The sequence below is a fragment of the Pedobacter sp. SAFR-022 genome (assembly GCF_051965375.1).
Lineage (GTDB): Bacteria > Bacteroidota > Bacteroidia > Sphingobacteriales > Sphingobacteriaceae > Pedobacter.
Map to the genome: position 1 here is coordinate 422,919 of NZ_JBQCME010000004.1, position 17,879 is coordinate 440,797.

The window sequence follows — 17,879 nt, forward strand, 5'->3', positions numbered from 1 at the left end:
ACCTATCCGATTCCCATTATTTACTCTTGGGGTAATTCTTTTTTCTTCCTTTTAATTCATTAACCCGGCTTTAAAAACACCTGAATTGAGCCTGTGTTATTTACTTTCTATTAAGAGGAAAGTACGTTTGCGATTGTCATCTATTTGTAATTAATCTGTAATGATTACGGTAAATACTTTAATATGCAAGTAGTTAACACATACCTTTGTTCTATTGGTTGACAATGAACAAATCGTAATAACATGATTTTAGAAAAAAACACACTAGCTGTTGTATTGAACGGGAGTTCGACACAAGGCATGAATGCTGCTAAAAACCTTTTACATCAATATAACCGAGTATTATTAGTGGGACATGACCGTCATGAGCTGAAATCTTCCCTGCGGGAGCTTTCTACACAATGTCCTTCGGAAAAAATATTATACGTTGAGGCGAACCTCACCAGGAAAGCAGAACTGGCGAAGTTTATTTGTTTGGTAAAAGATAAGTTCGGGGGCGCTGACCTTGTAGAAAACTGCATGCAGATTGAAGACGCGGCAGAACTTGCAGCTTTTGAAATTGCGTTAAAGGCTTTCGAAGAAGCCGCTGTAAATCAGCTGGAAGTAGCTTAAACAGCAGAGGAATAATCCGGCTTTCGGGCTGACATTGCCTTCAGTATAGACGATCTATATGTTTATACTGAAGGCATTTTTCGTAACCTAATTTTTTCCCCTGCTCCGCTGTTTTTAGAACGCTTCACCAAGATTTAGAAATATCGAGCTGAATCCCTTACTTACACCATAATCGATGCCGATATTGGTGTTTGATGCTTTGTTAAACTTAATTCGGAGACCAGTGCCAGCGGCAGGGTGCCATGACGTCAAGAAGTTGCCACTTCCACTAACAGTTGTTGCGTTTGCAAATACGACAAAGCCCAGCAGACCGTTGTTGGTGATATCCCGTCGATATTCTGATTCCAGGTACATCAGGCTTTTGCCGCGGTATCTGTTTTGGTCTATGCCTCTTCCTGAACGGTTGTTTGGATCCCAGCCTATGCTTGGAAGATCCAGGTAAGGTGCATTGCCTTCAAACACTGTCCAGAAATATGACCAGAAGGCTAAGGTGTTCTGCTGATTCTTCTTGTTCGGATTCATGTACACGTATTTTCTGGCGTCAAGATATAGTGATCGCCAGTCCTGGTTGCTGCCCAGAAAGGTAGGGTTGATCCGGTATACCGCATTGAAATAGGCCCCTGGTAATGGGTTAATTGCATTATTTCTGGTATCATACAGCAAGTTCAAGCTTAGACCCGAAGCAAAGGAGTTCCCGTCAGTTCCATAAGCGTAGTTGGTGAATTCAGGGAGTTCAATGTTGGGTTCATCACTGTTGATGTTGAAATGGTAATCCAGGTTGTAGCCCAAACCAGCATATAAATAAGGCTTAATCCTTTTTAAGGCTGTTTGATAGAACCTGATGTACTTGTAATTTACAAAGGATCTTCGATCGTCCTGCCCATTACCCAAACCCCAGGTAAACTGTGGGTAGACTAAAAAGCGCGTATCACCCTGTATGGTCCAGGTGTTCTCCGGTAACCAGATACTTGTTCTTAATGGTAAGCCGAACCGCGCACCTAAGTTCCAGTATGGTGCAAATGAGGCGGTAGAGATGTTGGTCGTGCTGCGTGGACCGAAATAGATACCGGCAGTGGTGCTGGTGACCAAGGCACGGCCGGTACCACCTGGCACGTTAGTTCCGAATGGCAGAAAGGAAAAGGTGACCCGTTTATCGGATCTGGCTTCTATTCTCTTTGGCTTGATTTTGAAAAATGCCTTACCAATGTCGATCAGATCTGTTTGCCTTGCGGTATCTTTTAGTTCTTGTTCCTTTGGAGGAATAATGGTATTTGCATTCTGTGCAACGCTTATTGCCGGGGAAAACAGCAGAATGTAGATGATTAACCTGTAGCCTAATTTCATGTGCGTTATGCGGCCTTCTTGGCCGGTATCTATTAAACAGCAAAAAGCCCAAAAAGTTAAACAAATGCCAACTTTAAGGGCTTTTCTCTATTTCGGCAGGGTAGGCCTGATCTCGATTTTACTTGGAAGTGTTCTTTCATGCATATTCAGCATGTCGACAATTAACTTTCCAATATCTTCAGGTTGAATTTTCCAGGCATCTTTCTCCTGATCCGGCTCATGCTCATTGAAATGTGTTGCAACGGAGCCCGGCATGATGGTGCTTACCTTTACATTATATTTTCGCAGATCCAGCATCATTGCCTGGCTGAATCCGGTGAGGCCGAACTTGCTGGCATTATATGCTGCGCCACCGGCGAAGAAGTTGGTGCCCGCTAAGCTGGAGATGGTGAAAATGTAACCTTGTGCGGATTTAATATGCTCTACGGCTGCTTTAACGCTGTAGAATACACCCGTTAAGTTGGTATCGATGGTCTCTTGCCATAACGTTTCGTCCAACTCATCGATTGGCGCGAAGTGGCCCACTCCGGCGTTCGCGATGAGCACATCCAGTTTGCCCCAGCGCTCAATCACTTTTTGCACAGCTTGTTGCTGTGACTGCAGGCTTTTTACATCTGCCGCAAGGCCAATGATGTCGCCTGATGCCTTTAGCTGTTCAACTGCTTTGTCGGCAGCTTCTTGCGAACGGCTGGTAATGGCAACTTGATGCCCTTGTTTTAATAGTGCTTCTGCGACACCAAACCCGATACCTTTACTTCCCCCGGTGATCAGGATCACTTTGTTGTTCTGCTTTTCCATGACTGTATAACGGTCACAGGTGCTTTAAAGTTTTAGGATGTACAGTTCAGGCGGACCTGTGGTCGATATACTGTTGGGGAACTATGAGCTGCAGTTATCCTGGTTGAAAGCGGAAGAAAAAATTCTGTAAACAAAAGAGAAAAGCTACAGTTTATTTAAGATAAACCAGGCTTCATGGAAAATTTGAGATCGGAAAATAATGCACAACAGCAAGACATTCAGTTAACTATAAATGGAAAGCCGTGTTCATTGAAGATTGCGCCTTGGGTGAGTCTGCTGGATGCGCTTCGTGATCACCTTGGCTTAACGGGTACCAAAAAAGGATGTGATCATGGGCAGTGTGGTGCATGTACAGTTTTAGTTGATGGTAAACGAATCAATTCATGTTTAACGCTGGCCATCATGCGTGATGGTGCGGAGATTACAACCATAGAAGGGTTGGCCCAAGGGAAGGACCTTCATCCATTGCAACAGGCATTTATTGACCATGATGCTTTTCAGTGTGGATACTGCACGCCGGGGCAACTTTGTTCAGCTATTGGTTTGATGAACGAGGGACACGCGAAGCACATGGAAGATATACAGGATTTGATGAGTGGGAACATTTGCCGTTGTGCAGCCTATACCAACATCAATGCAGCCATCGCTGAAGTTATGGGTATCAATAAGGAGGGTGGCATATGAACCGGATCACCTATACACGTGCACAGAACGTAAAAGATGCTTTGCATCAGCTCAGCACCAACAGCAATGCAAAGTTCATTGCAGGTGGGACGAACCTGCTGGATCTAATGAAGGTTAATGTGCTGAAACCAGATCATCTGGTGGATGTAAACCATATCGGCTTCAAGGCCATTACAGCTGAAGCGGATGGTGGCTTGAGGCTCGGCGCGCTGGTTACCAACGCAGATACGGCTTATCACGAAAGTGTAGTTGACCAATATCCTTTACTTTCAGAGGCCATGTTGTCTGCAGCATCCGCCCAGCTGAGGAACATGGCAACCAACGGCGGAAATCTACTGCAACGCACCAGGTGTTACTATTTTTATGACACGAGTACTGCATGCAATAAACGGGAGCCTGGTTCCGGATGCTCGGCCATCAATGGTTATAATCGGATGCATGCCATTCTTGGTGCATCGGAACATTGTATTGCGGTGCATCCTTCAGACATGGCTGTAGCGTTGACTGCCTTAGATGCGACAATCTGTGTTTCTGGTCCCGACACGGAACGCGAAATTCCGATAACATCATTCTACCGCCTTCCAGGCGATGAACCCCATATTGATAATCACCTAGGGGCAGATGAAATCATCACTTCAATAAAACTACCGCCCTCTGGGTTTTCAAAGCATTATACTTATTTGAAGCTGCGTGACCGGCCCTCATACGCTTTCGCGCTGGTCTCGGTAGCTGCAGCGCTTGAGCTTGATGCGCAAAACAACATCATCAAAGCGCGGATTGCACTTGGCGGCGTTGCGCAAAAACCCTGGCGGATGCCGGAAGTGGAGACGATGCTGGAAGGCAAGCCTGCCGTTTCCGAGAGTTTCTTAGCTGCGGCGGAGCTGTTGCTTGCAGGTGCAGTGGGTTATGGACATAATGATTTCAAGATTGCGCTTGCCAGACGGGCCGTTATTCGTGCGCTGGAACAAGCTGTAAATAAGCAAAAAGAACCATGAAGACAAACTACATAGGAGCAGCAATAAACCGGGTGGATGGTGAGCTTAAGGTTAGGGGTGAAGCCAAGTACGCGGCAGAATACCATGCAGAAGACCTTTGTTTTGGCGTAGTGGTATCATCTACCATAGCGAAGGGTAAGATCGTGTCCATTGATGCCTCGAAGGCCTTGCAGATGGAAGGTGTGCTTCAGGTATTTAGTCATGAGCACAGAACGAGTCTGCCATGGTTCGACCGGAGTTACAAAGATGAGGATCAGCCACCTGGCTCACCCTTCAGGCCATTTTATAGTGCAGAGATTCAATTTAACATGCAGCCTGTAGCACTCGTTGTTGCGAAAAGTTTTGAACTCGCACGATATGCTGCATCACTCGTTGAGATTACCTATAAGGCGGATGAATTTGATGTAGACTTCATGGCGAATGAAGATAAAGCATTCGAAGCGAAAAAAGGAAAAAGTGGCTGGAAGCCGCCGAAGCCCAGAGGCAATGCCTCCAAGGCTTTGAAGAAAGCAGACGTGGTTATTGAAGGGGCTTACTTTCATCCTGCGGAGCACCATAATCCACTTGAGCTGCATGCAAGCACGGTCGTGGTGCAGCAAGACGGCGGATATACCGTGTACGATAAAACACAGGGTGTGTTCAATTCACAGCAATATATTACCAATGTGTTTGGCTTGTCAAAGGAGGAGGTGCATGTGAAAGCGCCCTTTATCGGTGGTGCTTTTGGTTCTGGCCTACGTCCGCAATACCAGTTGTTTATGGCTTTTATGGCTGCGAAATCACTCAAGCGTTCCGTACGTGTTGTGCTTACCCGCCAGCAAATGTTTTCCTTTGGCCATCGTCCAATGACAAACCAGCTTATTACCTTAGGTGCTTCTATCGAGGGCAAATTACTGGGTATTAAACACCAGGCCATTGCCGAAACCTCCATGTTCGAGAATTATACGGAAAATGTGGTCAACTGGTCTGGAATGTTGTATGACTGTCCCGATGTGGATCTTAGCTATAAGCTGCTGAAACTCGATACCTATACACCACTGGATATGCGTGCGCCTGGTGGTGCGACGGGTGTATTTGCCTTTGAAACTGCTATTGATGAACTCGCCTGTAAGGTCGGGATAGATCCGCTTGAATTCCGCCTCTTGAACTATGCAAATGCGGAGCAAAATGAAAAGCTGCCCTTCTCGAGTAAGGAGTTGGAGGCATGTTACCGCCTGGCGGCGGCGAAGTTTGGTTGGGATAAGCGGCGTTCGCTGCCTGGGCAGCTACGTGAGGGCAATAACCTAGTTGGTTATGGCCTAGCTACTGGCGTGTGGGAGGCGCAACAGCAGCCCGTAATGGCGAAAGCGCAATTATCTCCAGACGGCAAGCTCCAGGTGCGCTGCGGCACAGCAGACATCGGCACGGGGACCTATACCGTGATGACACAAATTGCCGCGGAAACCTTAGGTCTTCCACTTGAGCAGGTTGAATTCCTGCTTGGTGATTCTGATCTGCCAATGGCGCCGCTTCAGGGTGGCTCCTGGACCGCAAGTTCGGTTGGACCTGCTGTACTTGCTGTTTGTGAGGGCATCAAATCCACACTGATAAAGGAAGCAGGTAAGCTGCCGAAGTCTGGCTTTAAGGGCGCAAAAGATGATGAGGTGGTTTTCTCTGATGGGATGATGAGCTTGAAGGACAATCCTGCGGTTGCAATCTCTATAACGGAGTTGATGAAGCAAAGATTATTGAATGTCCTGGAGTTCGAGACAGCTTCAGTTCCCAATCCAAAGCAAAGCCAGTTTGGCAAGTACACGCATTCGGCCGTGTTTGTGGAGGTAAAGGTGGATGCAGAGCTGGGAAGTGTACAGGTGAGCAGGGTTGTTGTGGGCGTTGCTGCCGGTCGGATCCTGAATCCCAAGACAGCTAGGAGTCAGGTGCTCGGCGGGGTAGTATGGGGTATTAGTATGGCTCTTGAAGAGGATTCTGTGATGGACAAGCAATATGGCCGCTTCATCAACCATGATCTGGCAGAATATCACGTGGCGGTAAATGCAGACGTTCATGATATTGACGTGATCTTTGTGGAAGAGCAGGATGATGTCGTTAATCCGCTCGGGGTAAAAGGATTGGGTGAAATTGGGATCGTGGGTGTGCCTGCGGCGGTTTCCAGTGCCATCTTTAATGCAACTGGTAAGCGGTTGCGCGATTTACCTTTTACGCTCGACAAGCTGCTCCTTTGACCTTTGTGGAAGGGCGCTCATTTTCTTGAAAAATGCGATAGATTAACTTTAAAAAAGTACAATATGAATGTAAGTGATTTTGTTGTTCAGCGCCTTTCAGAATGGAACGTAAAAAGTATTTTCGGCTATCCGGGAGACGGAATAAACGGTTTACTGGGGGCGCTTAACCGTTTTGAGCAGATAAAGTTCATTCAGACACGCCATGAGGAGATGGCGGCCTTTATGGCCTGTGCTCATGCAAAGTTTACTGGTGAAGTGGGTGTGTGTCTTGCGACTTCCGGACCAGGGGCCATACATTTATTAAATGGTCTATACGATGCCAAACTTGATCATCAACCGGTGGTTGCGATTGTAGGGCAGCAAAAACGTAGTGCGCTCGGCAGTAGTTATCAGCAGGAAATAGATCTGGTGTCCGTTTTCAAGGATGTTGCTTCCGAGTATGTGCAGATGGTAACTGATCCCACGCAGGTGAGGCAGGTTATTGACCGTGCTTTCCGCATTGCTAAGGCTTCCCGCACCGTGACCTGTGTAATAATTCCGAACGATGTGCAGGAGGAGGATGCCGTAGCGGAACCATCGAGGCAGCACGGAAATGTCGTTTCTGGTCTTGGGCATTCCGGCAGTAGGCTATTGCCTGCGGAAAAGGAACTTCAGGCGGCGGCAGAGATCCTGAATGCCGGGCAGAGGGTTGCTATTCTGATCGGAGCAGGTGCTTTCGGCGCTGCGGAGGAGGTTAAGCAAATTGCGGAGCTTCTCGGCGCTGGGGTAGCAAAGGCTTTACTCGGAAAGGCGGTATTGCCTGATGATCTACCATATGTTACCGGCGCAATCGGGATGTTGGGTACCAAGGCGAGCTGGGAACTTATGGATGGCTGTGATACGTTGCTGATGATCGGGAGCAGTTTTCCTTATGCGGAATACCTGCCTGAACCAGGGAATGCCAGGGGTGTACAGATCGATGTTGATGGTCGGATGCTCAGCATCAGATATCCTATGGAGGTAAACCTTTTAGGGCATAGTAAGGAAACTTTACAGGCGCTGATTCCGATGCTGAAACGGAAGGAAGACCGAAGCTGGCGGCAAACAGTCGAAAAGAACATATCGGATTGGTGGCAGACGGTAGATGACCGCGCTAACCAGTCGGCGGACCCAATTAATCCACAGTTGATTCTGCAGGAATTATCACCGATGCTGCCAGACAACTGCATTCTTACTGCAGATTCCGGTACTTCGGCGTTCTGGTATGCCAGGAATATCAAGATCAGAGCCGGTATGCTTGCTTCACTATCGGGAAACCTGGCCACCATGTGTCCGGCTGTGCCCTATGCGGTTGCGGCTAAATTTGCTTATCCGGACCGTGTGCCAATTGCGATCGTTGGTGATGGTGCGATGCAGATGCTGGGCATGAACGAGTTAATAACCATATCCAAATATTGGGAAACTTGGGCGAACCCGGTCTTCCTGATCATTGTGTTGAACAACCGAGATTTGAATATGGTTACCTGGGAGCAGCGGATGCTGGCGGGGGAACCTAAGTTTGAAGCTTCGCAGGACATTCCGGATGTGCCATATTCCAGGTTTGCTGAATTACTTGGATTAAAGGGTATAAGGATTGAAAGGCCTGAAGGCATTGAGGCTGCGCTAAAAGAAGCTTTTCATGCAGATCGTCCGACCGTACTGGATTTTGTTGTTGACGGTAATGTTCCGATCTCCCCACCACATTTGATAAAGGAACAACTGATGAATTTTAGTAAGGCAATGCTTAAAGGAGACCCGGAGTCGACCAAGCTTGTTCGGCAGAGTATCAGAGATATGATGCAGGGCGGAACCAGCTTATAGTTTATAAAAAAAGAGGGTGTATGTTAATACACCCTCTTTTTACGTGCTGAAAAAACAGCTTATTTTTTAGACACTTTATATAGTCTTCCTGCGTCGGTAACGGCATACAGCGCGCCATCTTTACCTACGGTCAGGGCTCGGAAACGTTGCCCCTCGTCAGCCAGTAAACGCTCTTCGCCAACCACTTTGTCATCTTTGATAACCAGGCGCGCGATGTGCATACTGCTTAAGCCGCCCACAAAAAGGTTGTTTTTCCACTCGGGGATGACATCGCTGTTGTAAAAAGTAATGCCGGCGGGTGAAAGCACCGGATCCCAGTAGTAAACTGGCTGCTCCATGCCTTCCTTCTGCTGAATACCGGTAAGAACTTTACCTCCCGCATATTCAATTCCGTAGGTGATCACTGGCCATCCGTAGTTCTTGCCTGGGCGAATGATGTTGATCTCATCACCACCACGGGGACCAAACTCCGATTCCCACAGATCACCCGTCGCTGGATTAAATGCCAGTCCATTTGGATTACGGTGGCCGTAAGAATAGATTTCAGGCCTTGCATTTGAGGTGCTCGCAAATGGACCGTTTGGCACCGCTTTACCCTCCGTGGTGATATGAATGATTTTACCCAATGAGGAGTTAAGTTGCTGAGCCTGCTCGCGTGTTTCAGTTGAAGAACGCTCACCAGCACTTAGAAAGATGTTGCCTTCTTTATCGAATACAATACGTGAGCCGTAGTGCAGGGTGCCGTCAAATGCAGGTGTTACCCTGTATATTACTTTGATGTCTTCAATCTTGGTTTCATCTGCAGATAGTTTTCCTTTAGCAACTGCAGCAAGATTTCCCCCTGGGTTCTTTTCTGAGAACGTCCAGTAAACGAGACGGTTGCTTGCAAATTGAGGGTCGATGTTGACGTCCTGCAGTCCGCCTTGCCCTTCGGAATTTACCTCAGGAAGTCCGGTGATTTTTTTCTGCGGTTTACCATCTGCCGTTAAGATTCTCATCGTACCTGTTTTCTCGGTCACGAGGAATCGCCCATCCGGCAGGTTAACAATACCCCAAGGGTGGTCTAATTCTGAAGTGAGTACGGTGATGTTGATGGGGGTTTTTGTTTTTACCCCAGGGGCCCGGGTTTGACCTTCAAAAGCCGGTTTATATTTACTATTTGGTTCTTTGGTTTCTACCGGTGCATAGGTGCTGTCTGGCATAGGGCTTTCTTCGCCAGCGGTTTCGGTATGGTCAGAACCGCTCTTGCATGCTGGGATTGCTGCTACCAGGGCTGCTCCAACAAGTAGTGCTTTGATGTGATTGGTGATCATAGAACTCGATTAAATTTAACAGATTTAAATATCGGTGATGAAAATAGAAAAAAAGCCTTACGTTCTGTAAGGCTTTTGAAAAAACTAGAATTTCCCCAGGATGTTTCCCAGTCCGCCAGCCAGTCCGCCACCGCCCAGACTTTTGGTAATGGACTCCAGGTTTACGCTTTTATCACCCGGGTCGGTTGCTTTTTGAGCAAACTTCTGAAGAATTCCAGGTAAGGCGCCGGCAATTGCTCCAGCTACAGCAGGTGGAAGACCAAACTTACTAGCTAGTGAGGATACCAGTCCGCCTTCTATTGCACCGGTTAGTGGATTTCCAGAACCTGCAGCTCCGGTTAAACCCCAAAGCAGGCCGCCGATTCCGCCTGAAGAGGAGGCTTGCCCCTTCAGCCCTTGCTCAATGTGGCTGGCCACTTCTTTGTGTACATCATCTGCCTTATCTGCGGGAATGGCTGCCGCCGCTTGTGGGTGATTAGCCATTTGTTCTTTTACAACATTTAGAATTTGATCAAACATATCTTTTCTTTTTACAAGTTAACTATCAGACCTGTGCGAACACCGTCTGTAATACTTAACAGCAGTCGGGCGCTCGTGTTTGTAATTCTTTTCAATCGGCTGATAAACAGGTGCTAGGCTGTGGTGTTAATTTCAATTTTATGCTTGATGGCTGGTCTTCTGGCAAACATCTTGCGGAAGGTCTGAAAAACCTAGCTATGAAAAAAGGAGATAAGGTAGAGTGGAACTGGGGTAAGTCCCAGGCTTCTGGAACCATCGAGAAAAAGCATGTTGAGCCGGTAAAAAAGACGATCAAAGGCACAGCCGTAAAAAGGAATGCATCAAAAGATAACCCTGCTTATGAAATATCTATGGAAGCAGGGAAGAAGGTGCTTAAATCTGAATCGGAACTTAAACCTGATAAATAAAACCTGAACGATTATGAGTACACAAAGGAACAGTGCCCAGCATGGAGTTGACGGCACAAAGACCAGCGAAAAAGGCGAAAGCCAACAAAGTAAGCAAAAAGGTGCGCCAAGTGTGAGTGGCAAGAACATGAAGCACACTAAAGATGAATCGGGCGGCGGCAGCAGTAAGAATACCACTAAAAAGCAGCAAAATAGCATTTAGCGCTGTACGACGTTGATAAAAAAAGCGACCAGTCCTTGTGAGACTGGTCGCTTTTTAATTTAAGTGTTAGTTGTCTGTAATCAGTGAGTTGTATAGTAACTCTTCACCTGAAATTGGCCAGATGTACCTTGGATCTGTAGTTGGTACCGCAGGCACCGTTCCTTTTCCAGGAATGTCGCTTAAGGTGCGCATCAGGTCAATATTTCGAAGTCCCTCTCCTAAGAATTCAATATTCCTTTCCTGCAGGATCGCATTTACCAATGCGGTTCCGTTGCTGAAGCTTGCGCTAGTGAAAACGGTTGATGCATCTGAGCGGCCCCGCACGGCATTCAGCAATGCAATTGCCTGTGCATCTACGCCGTTTAAACGCGCCCTTGCTTCCGCCAGGTTCAGCAACACTTCAGCATAACGCATCACAGGAGCATAATCTGGATACGGACTCGGTGTGTTGAACTTCGTCAGGAAGGTGCGGTCGCCATTTTTAAAAAGTAGCGCTGTTCTTCGTTGATCCGTTGCCGTCCAGTTCGGGTCGCTGATCACACCCGCGGGATTGAGGTAAAACTCTGCCAGACCGGGCGTACTACCATTCTGAAAGAAGTAGTGCGCCAAGGCATTCTGTCCGCCGGGTGTTTCCGTTGTTGCGTTAAATGGCAGTGAAAAAACGGATTCCGTTGTGGTGTATGGCGTTCTGAATACATTTACAATGTTCGGCTGTAATGCAAAGTTTACGCCACCACCAAGTGTGCCGCCTGCAGCGGTAAAGGGGGCAGATGGGCTCACGATCTTATTTGCTTCTGTAATAACCTCCTGATAATTGCCCATGGTTAGCAATACCCGGGTTTTAAGTGCGATAATGGCATTGCGGTGTGTGCGTGTAACATTGGTTACAGCATCGGTATAAGTTAACGGAGCTGCTGCCTCCGCTTCATTCAGGTCTTTAAGAATTTGAGCGTATACTTCAGCCACTGAGCTTCTTGCGATGCTAAAATCCTTGTAGGATGACTGCCCTGTTAGGCGTAGGGGTACTCCAGGTCTGCTGCCATTTGCGTCAGCATAGGGGCGGGCATAAAGCTGCAGTAAACAGTAGTAGGAAAGCGCCCTGACGAATTTGGCTTCGGCTACGTAGTGCCCGCCTTCAGTGGCCCCCACAAGTGCGGTGCCGCTGGCATCCATACCCTCAATGAAGAGATTGGCGTCGTTAATGGCTCTGTAAGCCTGTGCCCAGACGTTCTGTACCTCATCGCTCGTGGTGTTCACATTCTGGCTCCAGGTGTTTGATGCTGTGATCTGGTTGTTGGAATAATTGATCCAGTTTTCAGCTTTTACATCGTTATAGACCTGAAACCTGCCGCCTAGAAATTGTCCGTTCCGTAATCGGCCATAAAGGGCAAGTGCTTGGCTCTGGATACGTGCGGCTGTGCTGAATGGTTGCTGATTTTGGTCGGAAACCTGGGTCTCAGACTCTGGATACAGTAGATCCTTCTGACAGGAGGTATTTAGCATTAGCCCCATCCCCAATATTACAAGATATGTCTTTTTCATTTTCTCTTTATTAAAACTTAACACTGAATCCACCGGTTATGGTGCGCTGATTTCCGGCGGTATTTCTATCTACACCTTGTGCGGTATTCGAAGCCGCACCGTTTGATGAAACCTCAGGATCTGGCCCCGGGTAGTCTGTGAAGGTGAATAGATTGTAGCCACTTACATAGAACCTGAGGTTTGACATGCCCAGTTTACTCACCAGGGTTTTTGGCAAAGTATAACCAAAGCTCATGCTTTTTACTTTCAGGAAATCACTTTTAAATACGTTTTCCGAAATCGGCATTGATGATCCGTTCGAAACGTTGTCATTTGCGTAAAGCTTAGGAATATTTGTTTGCTGCCCAGGGCTTGTCCAGCGGTTTAGGATGTCGGTGGAGTTGTTCCAGAAGCGTTGGTCACGCAGTCCTGCATTGGTTCCGTAATAGGTCCATCCGCCAAGCTGATAGGTCAACAGCACGTTTAGGTCAAAACCCTTGAAGGTAAAGGTGTTGTTAAATCCACCGTATGCCTTCGGTGCCGTCTGCTTGTAGTTTACGGCATCGGCACTTTGGGTAATTGCAGGTGCTCTGGTACCGTCAGCGTACTCCCATTGGAAACCGCTAGGCACACCATCAGCCTGTGGTACAACGTGCTGATAGAGCACCTGACGGCCTTGTGCATCAAGGAATATCCTTCTTCCAGTTGCCGGATCAACACCGTCCGTACGCACGATATATAGGTTTCCGATCGGGTGGCCAACCTCGGTAATGTTGGTGGTTTCACTTCCTGAGGTTGCTGTTGTAAGTCTTGTTACCCCTTCAGCAAGTGAAGTAACTTCATTATGGTTGAATGTGATGTTGAATGAAGGTGACCAGGAGAAGTTGTTTGTTCTTACTGCTTCTGCATTCAGGGCAAGTTCCACACCCCGGTTAAACATGGATCCGATATTTACAGATGGCCTGCTTGGCAAGCCTGAGGAAGGTGCTATTGGTACCTGTAAGATCAGATCGTCGATGTTTTTCTTGTAGTAAGTCGCCTCGAGTGTAAGGCGGTTGTTGAAAAAACCAATGTTGGCTCCAAGATCCAGCGTCTTGATATTTTCCCATTGTAGGTTCGGATTCCCAGTTTGATTGAAGAACAAGGTTCCATTTCCGTTATAAAGTCCGGTAGAGTATAATCCATAGGAGTCATAAGCACCGAGGCTATTGTTACCTACTTTACCATAACTGGCTCGTAGTTTAAAGCTGCTAAAGATCTTTTCAGCGTTGATGGACTTCCAGAATTCCTCGCGGGCAACTTCCCAGGCAACGGCACCTCCAGGAAAATATCCGCGCTTGTTGTCAAGACCGAACTGCGAAGCCTCATCTTGCCTGATGGTAGCGCTCAAGAAGTATTTTTTATCAAAATCGTAGTTCAAACGACCGAAGAAAGAGGCAATATAGCTGTCGGTATAAAGCATCCCAGAGGCTGTATTGGTGCTATAACCTGCCTGAATAACGTCAAATGCAGGATCGGAAATAACGGTTCTGTTAATACCGAATCCTCTTGTGGTGAGTCTGTTCTGTTCGTTACCTACCAACACGCTCAAGTTATGGACTTCAGCAAAGCTGCGATCATATTGCAAAGTGTTGTTCCATACCCAGGATTTGTTTTTTGCAAAGGTGCCGGTAGCTGAAGCATTCGGGTTTCCATCACCTTGTAAAGGGTTCGCATAGGTGTCGATATCTCTGAATAGATAGTCAATGCCATACTGGCTTTTGAAGATTAAGCCGGCAAATGGCTTTATCTGGATGTAAACATTTGAATTTACCTGGTTCAGCTCATTATTCGAGCGGTTGAGATCTAGCAGTGGTACGATGTTATAATAACTAACACCAATGCCTCTGTTCGCACCTACCCCTAAGGCATTTCCATTCAGATTGTAAGAACCATCACTATTATAAGGACTCACGTTCGGTGGAAGTACCAGTCCGATGCGGCCGAGCCCGGTAATACTGAATGCATCTCCGCCTGCTGAACCAGAGCCGGTAGCCGCATAGTTTTGTGAATTTGAATAGTTAATCTTCGTTCCAACCGTCACGTACTTACTGAGCTTATGATCAACGTTGGCAAGGATTCCTTTTCGCTCGAAAGAGTTGCCTGCAAGCAGACCTTCCTGGTTGCTCCAGTTTGCGGAAACATAATAATTGGTATAGTGATTTGCTCCGGAAATACTTGCAGAGGTATTGTATGATGTACCGGTGCGATAAATATAATCCAGCCAATTGGTGTTTACCAGGTTGCCATTTGGATCCGTATAGGTGGCGTAAAAACGGTTTGCATTAGGCGTAGCGGGATCATCATTGTAAATTCCGGCGTTCCTCAGGCCTTCATTTTTGATGCCTGTATATTGGTTGGCATCTAATAGTTCAGGTAAGTTGAAGTTTTTGCTCATACCGGTCCATGCGTCCAGACTTACAACAGCTTTTCCCAGTTTTCCTCGTTTGGTTGTGATAAAAACGACACCGTTAGCAGCCCTACTACCGTAAATTGCTGTAGCAGCAGCATCTTTCGCGATATCAACGCTTTCAATGTCCTCGGGGTTAATACTGCTCAAGGGGCTGGCTGATGCTGCAGTACCTCCGTTTTCATTGCCGCTATATACTGGTACACCGTCTACAACGTAAAGTGGCTGGGAGTTGTACGAAATAGAGTTTGTACCCCTGATTCGGATTACAGGCGTGGAGTTCATCAACCCACTTGGGTTACTAACCTGGGCACCGGCAATGCGTCCGCCCAGCGATTGCTGAATGTTCTGTACCGGTTGCTGAGCCACTTCGGTACCTTTGATGGAGCCGATGCTTCCAATGTTGTCGCTACGTTTCTGTGTTCCGTAACCAATAACAACAACATCGCTGAGTAAATTTGCTGTACCTTCTAAAGTCACATTCAGCGGGCCAGATCCAGGCTTTAGCGTTACGGTATTATAACCGATAGAGCTAAAGGTGAGTGAGGCGCCGGGCGCAGCCTTGATCGTGTACGTGCCATCTGAGCTCGTCTGGGTGCCGGTTTGTGCACCTACAACTCTAATGCTGACCCCTGGAATAGGTAGTCCATCATCTTTTCCAACAACTTTTCCTGAGATTGTTCTGGTTTGAGCATAGGTAAATGAGCCTATGAATACCAAAATTCCCAGAATTGCGAGTAGTTTTTGTTTCATAAAGTGATTTTTAGGTTTAATAATGGCTTAAACTACTAAAAAAGAGGAATAAAAATTATAATAACATAAAAATATTGCAATCAGTGCTGTTAAAATGTAGTACATAGGGTTAATTGGACAAGTTTTTTGTCCTTTTATGTGGGTAAAATGATGTTTTTAGAATTTGTCTGCTTTATTATCAAGTATTTATGCAAATAACCTCGAGATTTTAGCTGTATCAGTTGCTTTTCTTATTAAAATCTGTTGATTTTTGATGCTTTTATTGGTTTTTAGTCAAATAATCTTGGGCGTTGTTTGTTTCTTTCGGCGTCATTGCATCAGCTTTAGTATATATTGGAGAACGGTACGGATTATACATCTTCCAGCCACTGATACTTATTTAGCAAATTATAACTCGATCGCTACTCAGGTGTATTATCGCGCTGAACTTTGTTATTTTGCAACGAAATAGGTATTTAGATAAATAGCATTCTTCCATGAAAGTCAGGACTTCCCTTATACTACTATCACTATGTGTGGCGCAGTTCGGTTGCGCACCTTTAAAGTCAACCAGTACAGCTGTAGATACGCTATCTGCGGCGCAGCTTAATCCGTTTGGCAGGTTTATACTTCATGAACAACGCGGGCTCGAACTCATTAGTTCCGCAGTACATTTTGGATTCAGCTTTGAAGGCCCGACTTGTAGGATTTATGCGAATATCCCTTCCCGAACAGGGCACAATTACCTGCAGTACGAACTCGACGGGCTTTATCAGAAACGCATTAAAATTGAGGGCAGTTCAACCGAACCTATCGAAATTCAAGTACCAGAGGGAAAACACGAGCTAAAGATCTTCAAAGCGACCGAGGCCCATACAGGTCCGATCTTCATTTCCAAAGTTGAGGCTAAAGAAATCAAATCAACTCCGATAGAAGCTGCCCCAATGATAGAATTTATAGGAAACAGTATTACGTGTGGCGCTGCTGCAGATGCATCTGAGCTTGCTTGCGGAGCGGGTGAATACCACGATCAGCATAATGCGTATATGGCTTACGGTCCCCGTTTGTCAAGGATGCTGAACGTCAACTTTATGTTAAGCAGCGTAAGTGGTATCGGTATATATCGCAATTGGAATAGTGAAGGCCCATCCATGCCTCAGGTTTACGAAAAGGCAAACTTCCAGGAAAACGGTACTACCCTGTGGGATTTCGGTACATACCGTCCTGATGTTGTCAGCATAGCCTTAGGTACAAACGACTTCAGCAATGGCGATGGTAAAACACCAAGAAAACCATTTGATGCTGAGGCCTTTGTAAGCAATTACGTTAAGTTCGTTAGTTTGGTTAAAAGCAAGTACCCTGAGGCGAAGGTTGCCCTACTCAGTAGTCCAATGGTCAAAGGTGCGGCTCGTACGAAACTTCAGGATTGTCTGAACAGAGTACAGGCGCAGATCGATGCTATGTATCCAAATGACAAAGTAGTCAAATTCTTCTTTGAGCCAATGGAGGCGAGGGGATGCACCGGCCACCCCAGTGTGGAAGATCACCTGATCCTTGCAGAACAGCTGAAGCCCTTTTTTAAATCTCTGATCAAATAGGTTAGGGGTTTATGCCCAAAGCATAAAGGATAATATTGACCCCAAACTTGGTATTGTCTTCTGCAAGGAACCGCTTGTTGCGGAAGTCATAATCCCATTCACAGCCATAATCTTTATTACTATATAATACACCGATCCGGCCATTCACCTGGATGGCCTTTAAATAATCATGTACCAGGTCATCGCCCCAGCCGTTTAGTTCGAAGGAGGTCGTTGGGGGACCTTTCTCAAATTTGAAGAAAGTAGAATATAAGGGATGGTCATTCGGAATTTTCTTCAAGGCTGCAGGGCCGAATAAGGCTGTCATTTGCGCTTCAAAGGATTTGGCAAACAACCCATCAATATCGTGATTGCAGTCATCCACGAACACGAAGCCGCCTTGTTCAATGTATTTTTTAAAGTTTGCAGCTTCCTGCTTGTTAAACTGGACAAGTTTATGTCCGCTGAGGTAGCAAAATGCATAGTTAAAGATCTCCTTGGTATTTAAGTCAATGATCTTTTCCTCCTGCTCCAGGGGTATAGTGGTATATTCCAAAAGCGAATTAAGCATGTTCGCAGGCATACGCTGATCCGTGTCCCAATCTCCGGAGCTGTATTTCAATCGGGCAAAGACAAATTTATTCCTTAGCATCTTCCTAAAATAG

The 17,879-nt window shown here is 46.5% G+C and carries 15 protein-coding genes; 8 read left to right on the forward strand and 7 right to left on the reverse strand.

Going from position 1 to position 17,879, the window contains the following annotated elements:
- The first annotated feature begins 243 nt into the window (after positions 1 to 243).
- Positions 244 to 612 carry a hypothetical protein gene (locus ACTHQF_RS12590; protein ID WP_440430572.1) on the forward strand — a complete coding sequence of 123 codons (369 nt, stop codon included), beginning with the start codon at positions 244 to 246 and terminating at the stop codon, positions 610 to 612.
- A 114-nt stretch (positions 613 to 726) separates the two neighbouring features.
- Here the strand turns inward: ACTHQF_RS12590 and ACTHQF_RS12595 are convergent, their stop codons facing one another.
- Positions 727 to 1,956: a BamA/TamA family outer membrane protein gene (locus ACTHQF_RS12595; RefSeq protein ID WP_440430573.1), complete on the reverse strand. Its 1,230-nt coding sequence runs from the start codon at positions 1,954 to 1,956 to the stop codon at positions 727 to 729.
- Positions 1,957 to 2,043: 87 nt separating this feature from the next.
- A complete protein-coding gene (locus ACTHQF_RS12600) occupies positions 2,044 to 2,754 on the reverse strand; it encodes an SDR family oxidoreductase (RefSeq protein WP_440430574.1) in 711 nt (236 codons plus the stop codon).
- Positions 2,755 to 2,928: 174 nt separating this feature from the next.
- On the opposite strand from ACTHQF_RS12600, the gene ACTHQF_RS12605 reads away from it, so the two are divergent.
- The 4 genes from ACTHQF_RS12605 to ACTHQF_RS12620 all read left to right on the forward strand — a co-directional run bounded on the left by ACTHQF_RS12605 (position 2,929) and on the right by ACTHQF_RS12620 (position 8,494).
- Positions 2,929 to 3,438 carry a (2Fe-2S)-binding protein gene (locus tag ACTHQF_RS12605; RefSeq protein WP_440430575.1) on the forward strand — a complete coding sequence of 170 codons (510 nt, stop codon included), beginning with the start codon at positions 2,929 to 2,931 and terminating at the stop codon, positions 3,436 to 3,438.
- Positions 3,435 to 4,433: an FAD binding domain-containing protein gene (locus ACTHQF_RS12610; RefSeq protein WP_440430576.1), complete on the forward strand. Its 999-nt coding sequence runs from the start codon at positions 3,435 to 3,437 to the stop codon at positions 4,431 to 4,433. The genes ACTHQF_RS12605 and ACTHQF_RS12610 overlap by 4 nt, the downstream gene beginning before the upstream one ends.
- On the forward strand, positions 4,430 to 6,655 hold the full coding sequence (locus ACTHQF_RS12615; RefSeq protein ID WP_440430577.1) for a xanthine dehydrogenase family protein molybdopterin-binding subunit: 2,226 nt from the start codon (positions 4,430 to 4,432) through the stop codon (positions 6,653 to 6,655). Before ACTHQF_RS12610 ends, ACTHQF_RS12615 begins: the two co-directional genes overlap by 4 nt.
- A gap of 63 nt (positions 6,656 to 6,718) precedes the next feature.
- The gene (locus ACTHQF_RS12620; RefSeq protein ID WP_440430578.1) at positions 6,719 to 8,494 is read left to right on the forward strand and encodes a thiamine pyrophosphate-requiring protein; all 1,776 of its coding nucleotides are present in this window, start codon (positions 6,719 to 6,721) and stop codon (positions 8,492 to 8,494) included.
- 59 nt (positions 8,495 to 8,553) lie between these two features.
- Here the strand turns inward: ACTHQF_RS12620 and ACTHQF_RS12625 are convergent, their stop codons facing one another.
- On the reverse strand, positions 8,554 to 9,807 hold the full coding sequence (locus ACTHQF_RS12625) for a PQQ-dependent sugar dehydrogenase (protein WP_440430579.1): 1,254 nt from the start codon (positions 9,805 to 9,807) through the stop codon (positions 8,554 to 8,556).
- An 84-nt stretch (positions 9,808 to 9,891) separates the two neighbouring features.
- A complete protein-coding gene (locus ACTHQF_RS12630; RefSeq protein ID WP_440430580.1) occupies positions 9,892 to 10,326 on the reverse strand; it encodes a hypothetical protein in 435 nt (144 codons plus the stop codon).
- Between the two features lie 197 nt (positions 10,327 to 10,523).
- On the opposite strand from ACTHQF_RS12630, the gene ACTHQF_RS12635 reads away from it, so the two are divergent.
- Both ACTHQF_RS12635 and ACTHQF_RS12640 read left to right on the forward strand, forming a co-directional pair.
- Complete coding sequence (locus ACTHQF_RS12635; protein WP_440430581.1) at positions 10,524 to 10,733, forward strand: DUF2945 domain-containing protein; 210 nt, start codon at positions 10,524 to 10,526, stop codon at positions 10,731 to 10,733.
- Between the two features lie 13 nt (positions 10,734 to 10,746).
- Entirely contained in the window at positions 10,747 to 10,935 is a 189-nt protein-coding gene (locus tag ACTHQF_RS12640) for a hypothetical protein (protein ID WP_440430582.1), read from the forward strand.
- A gap of 66 nt (positions 10,936 to 11,001) precedes the next feature.
- On the opposite strand, the gene ACTHQF_RS12645 is transcribed toward ACTHQF_RS12640, so the two are convergent.
- Together ACTHQF_RS12645 and ACTHQF_RS12650 are read right to left on the reverse strand one after the other, a co-directional pair.
- Positions 11,002 to 12,477, reverse strand: a complete 1,476-nt coding sequence (locus ACTHQF_RS12645; RefSeq protein WP_440430583.1) for a RagB/SusD family nutrient uptake outer membrane protein — start codon at positions 12,475 to 12,477, stop codon at positions 11,002 to 11,004.
- A gap of 10 nt (positions 12,478 to 12,487) precedes the next feature.
- Positions 12,488 to 15,658, reverse strand: coding sequence for a SusC/RagA family TonB-linked outer membrane protein (locus tag ACTHQF_RS12650; protein WP_440430584.1), 3,171 nt, complete (start codon positions 15,656 to 15,658; stop codon positions 12,488 to 12,490).
- Positions 15,659 to 16,134: 476 nt separating this feature from the next.
- Between ACTHQF_RS12650 and ACTHQF_RS12655 the strand changes: the two genes are divergently transcribed.
- Positions 16,135 to 17,235, forward strand: a complete 1,101-nt coding sequence (locus ACTHQF_RS12655) for a GDSL-type esterase/lipase family protein (RefSeq protein ID WP_440430585.1) — start codon at positions 16,135 to 16,137, stop codon at positions 17,233 to 17,235.
- A 1-nt stretch (position 17,236) separates the two neighbouring features.
- Here ACTHQF_RS12655 and ACTHQF_RS12660 read toward each other — a convergent pair whose 3' ends face one another.
- Positions 17,237 to 17,866, reverse strand: a complete 630-nt coding sequence (locus tag ACTHQF_RS12660) for a DUF4159 domain-containing protein (protein ID WP_440430586.1) — start codon at positions 17,864 to 17,866, stop codon at positions 17,237 to 17,239.
- Positions 17,867 to 17,879 lie beyond the last annotated feature (13 nt).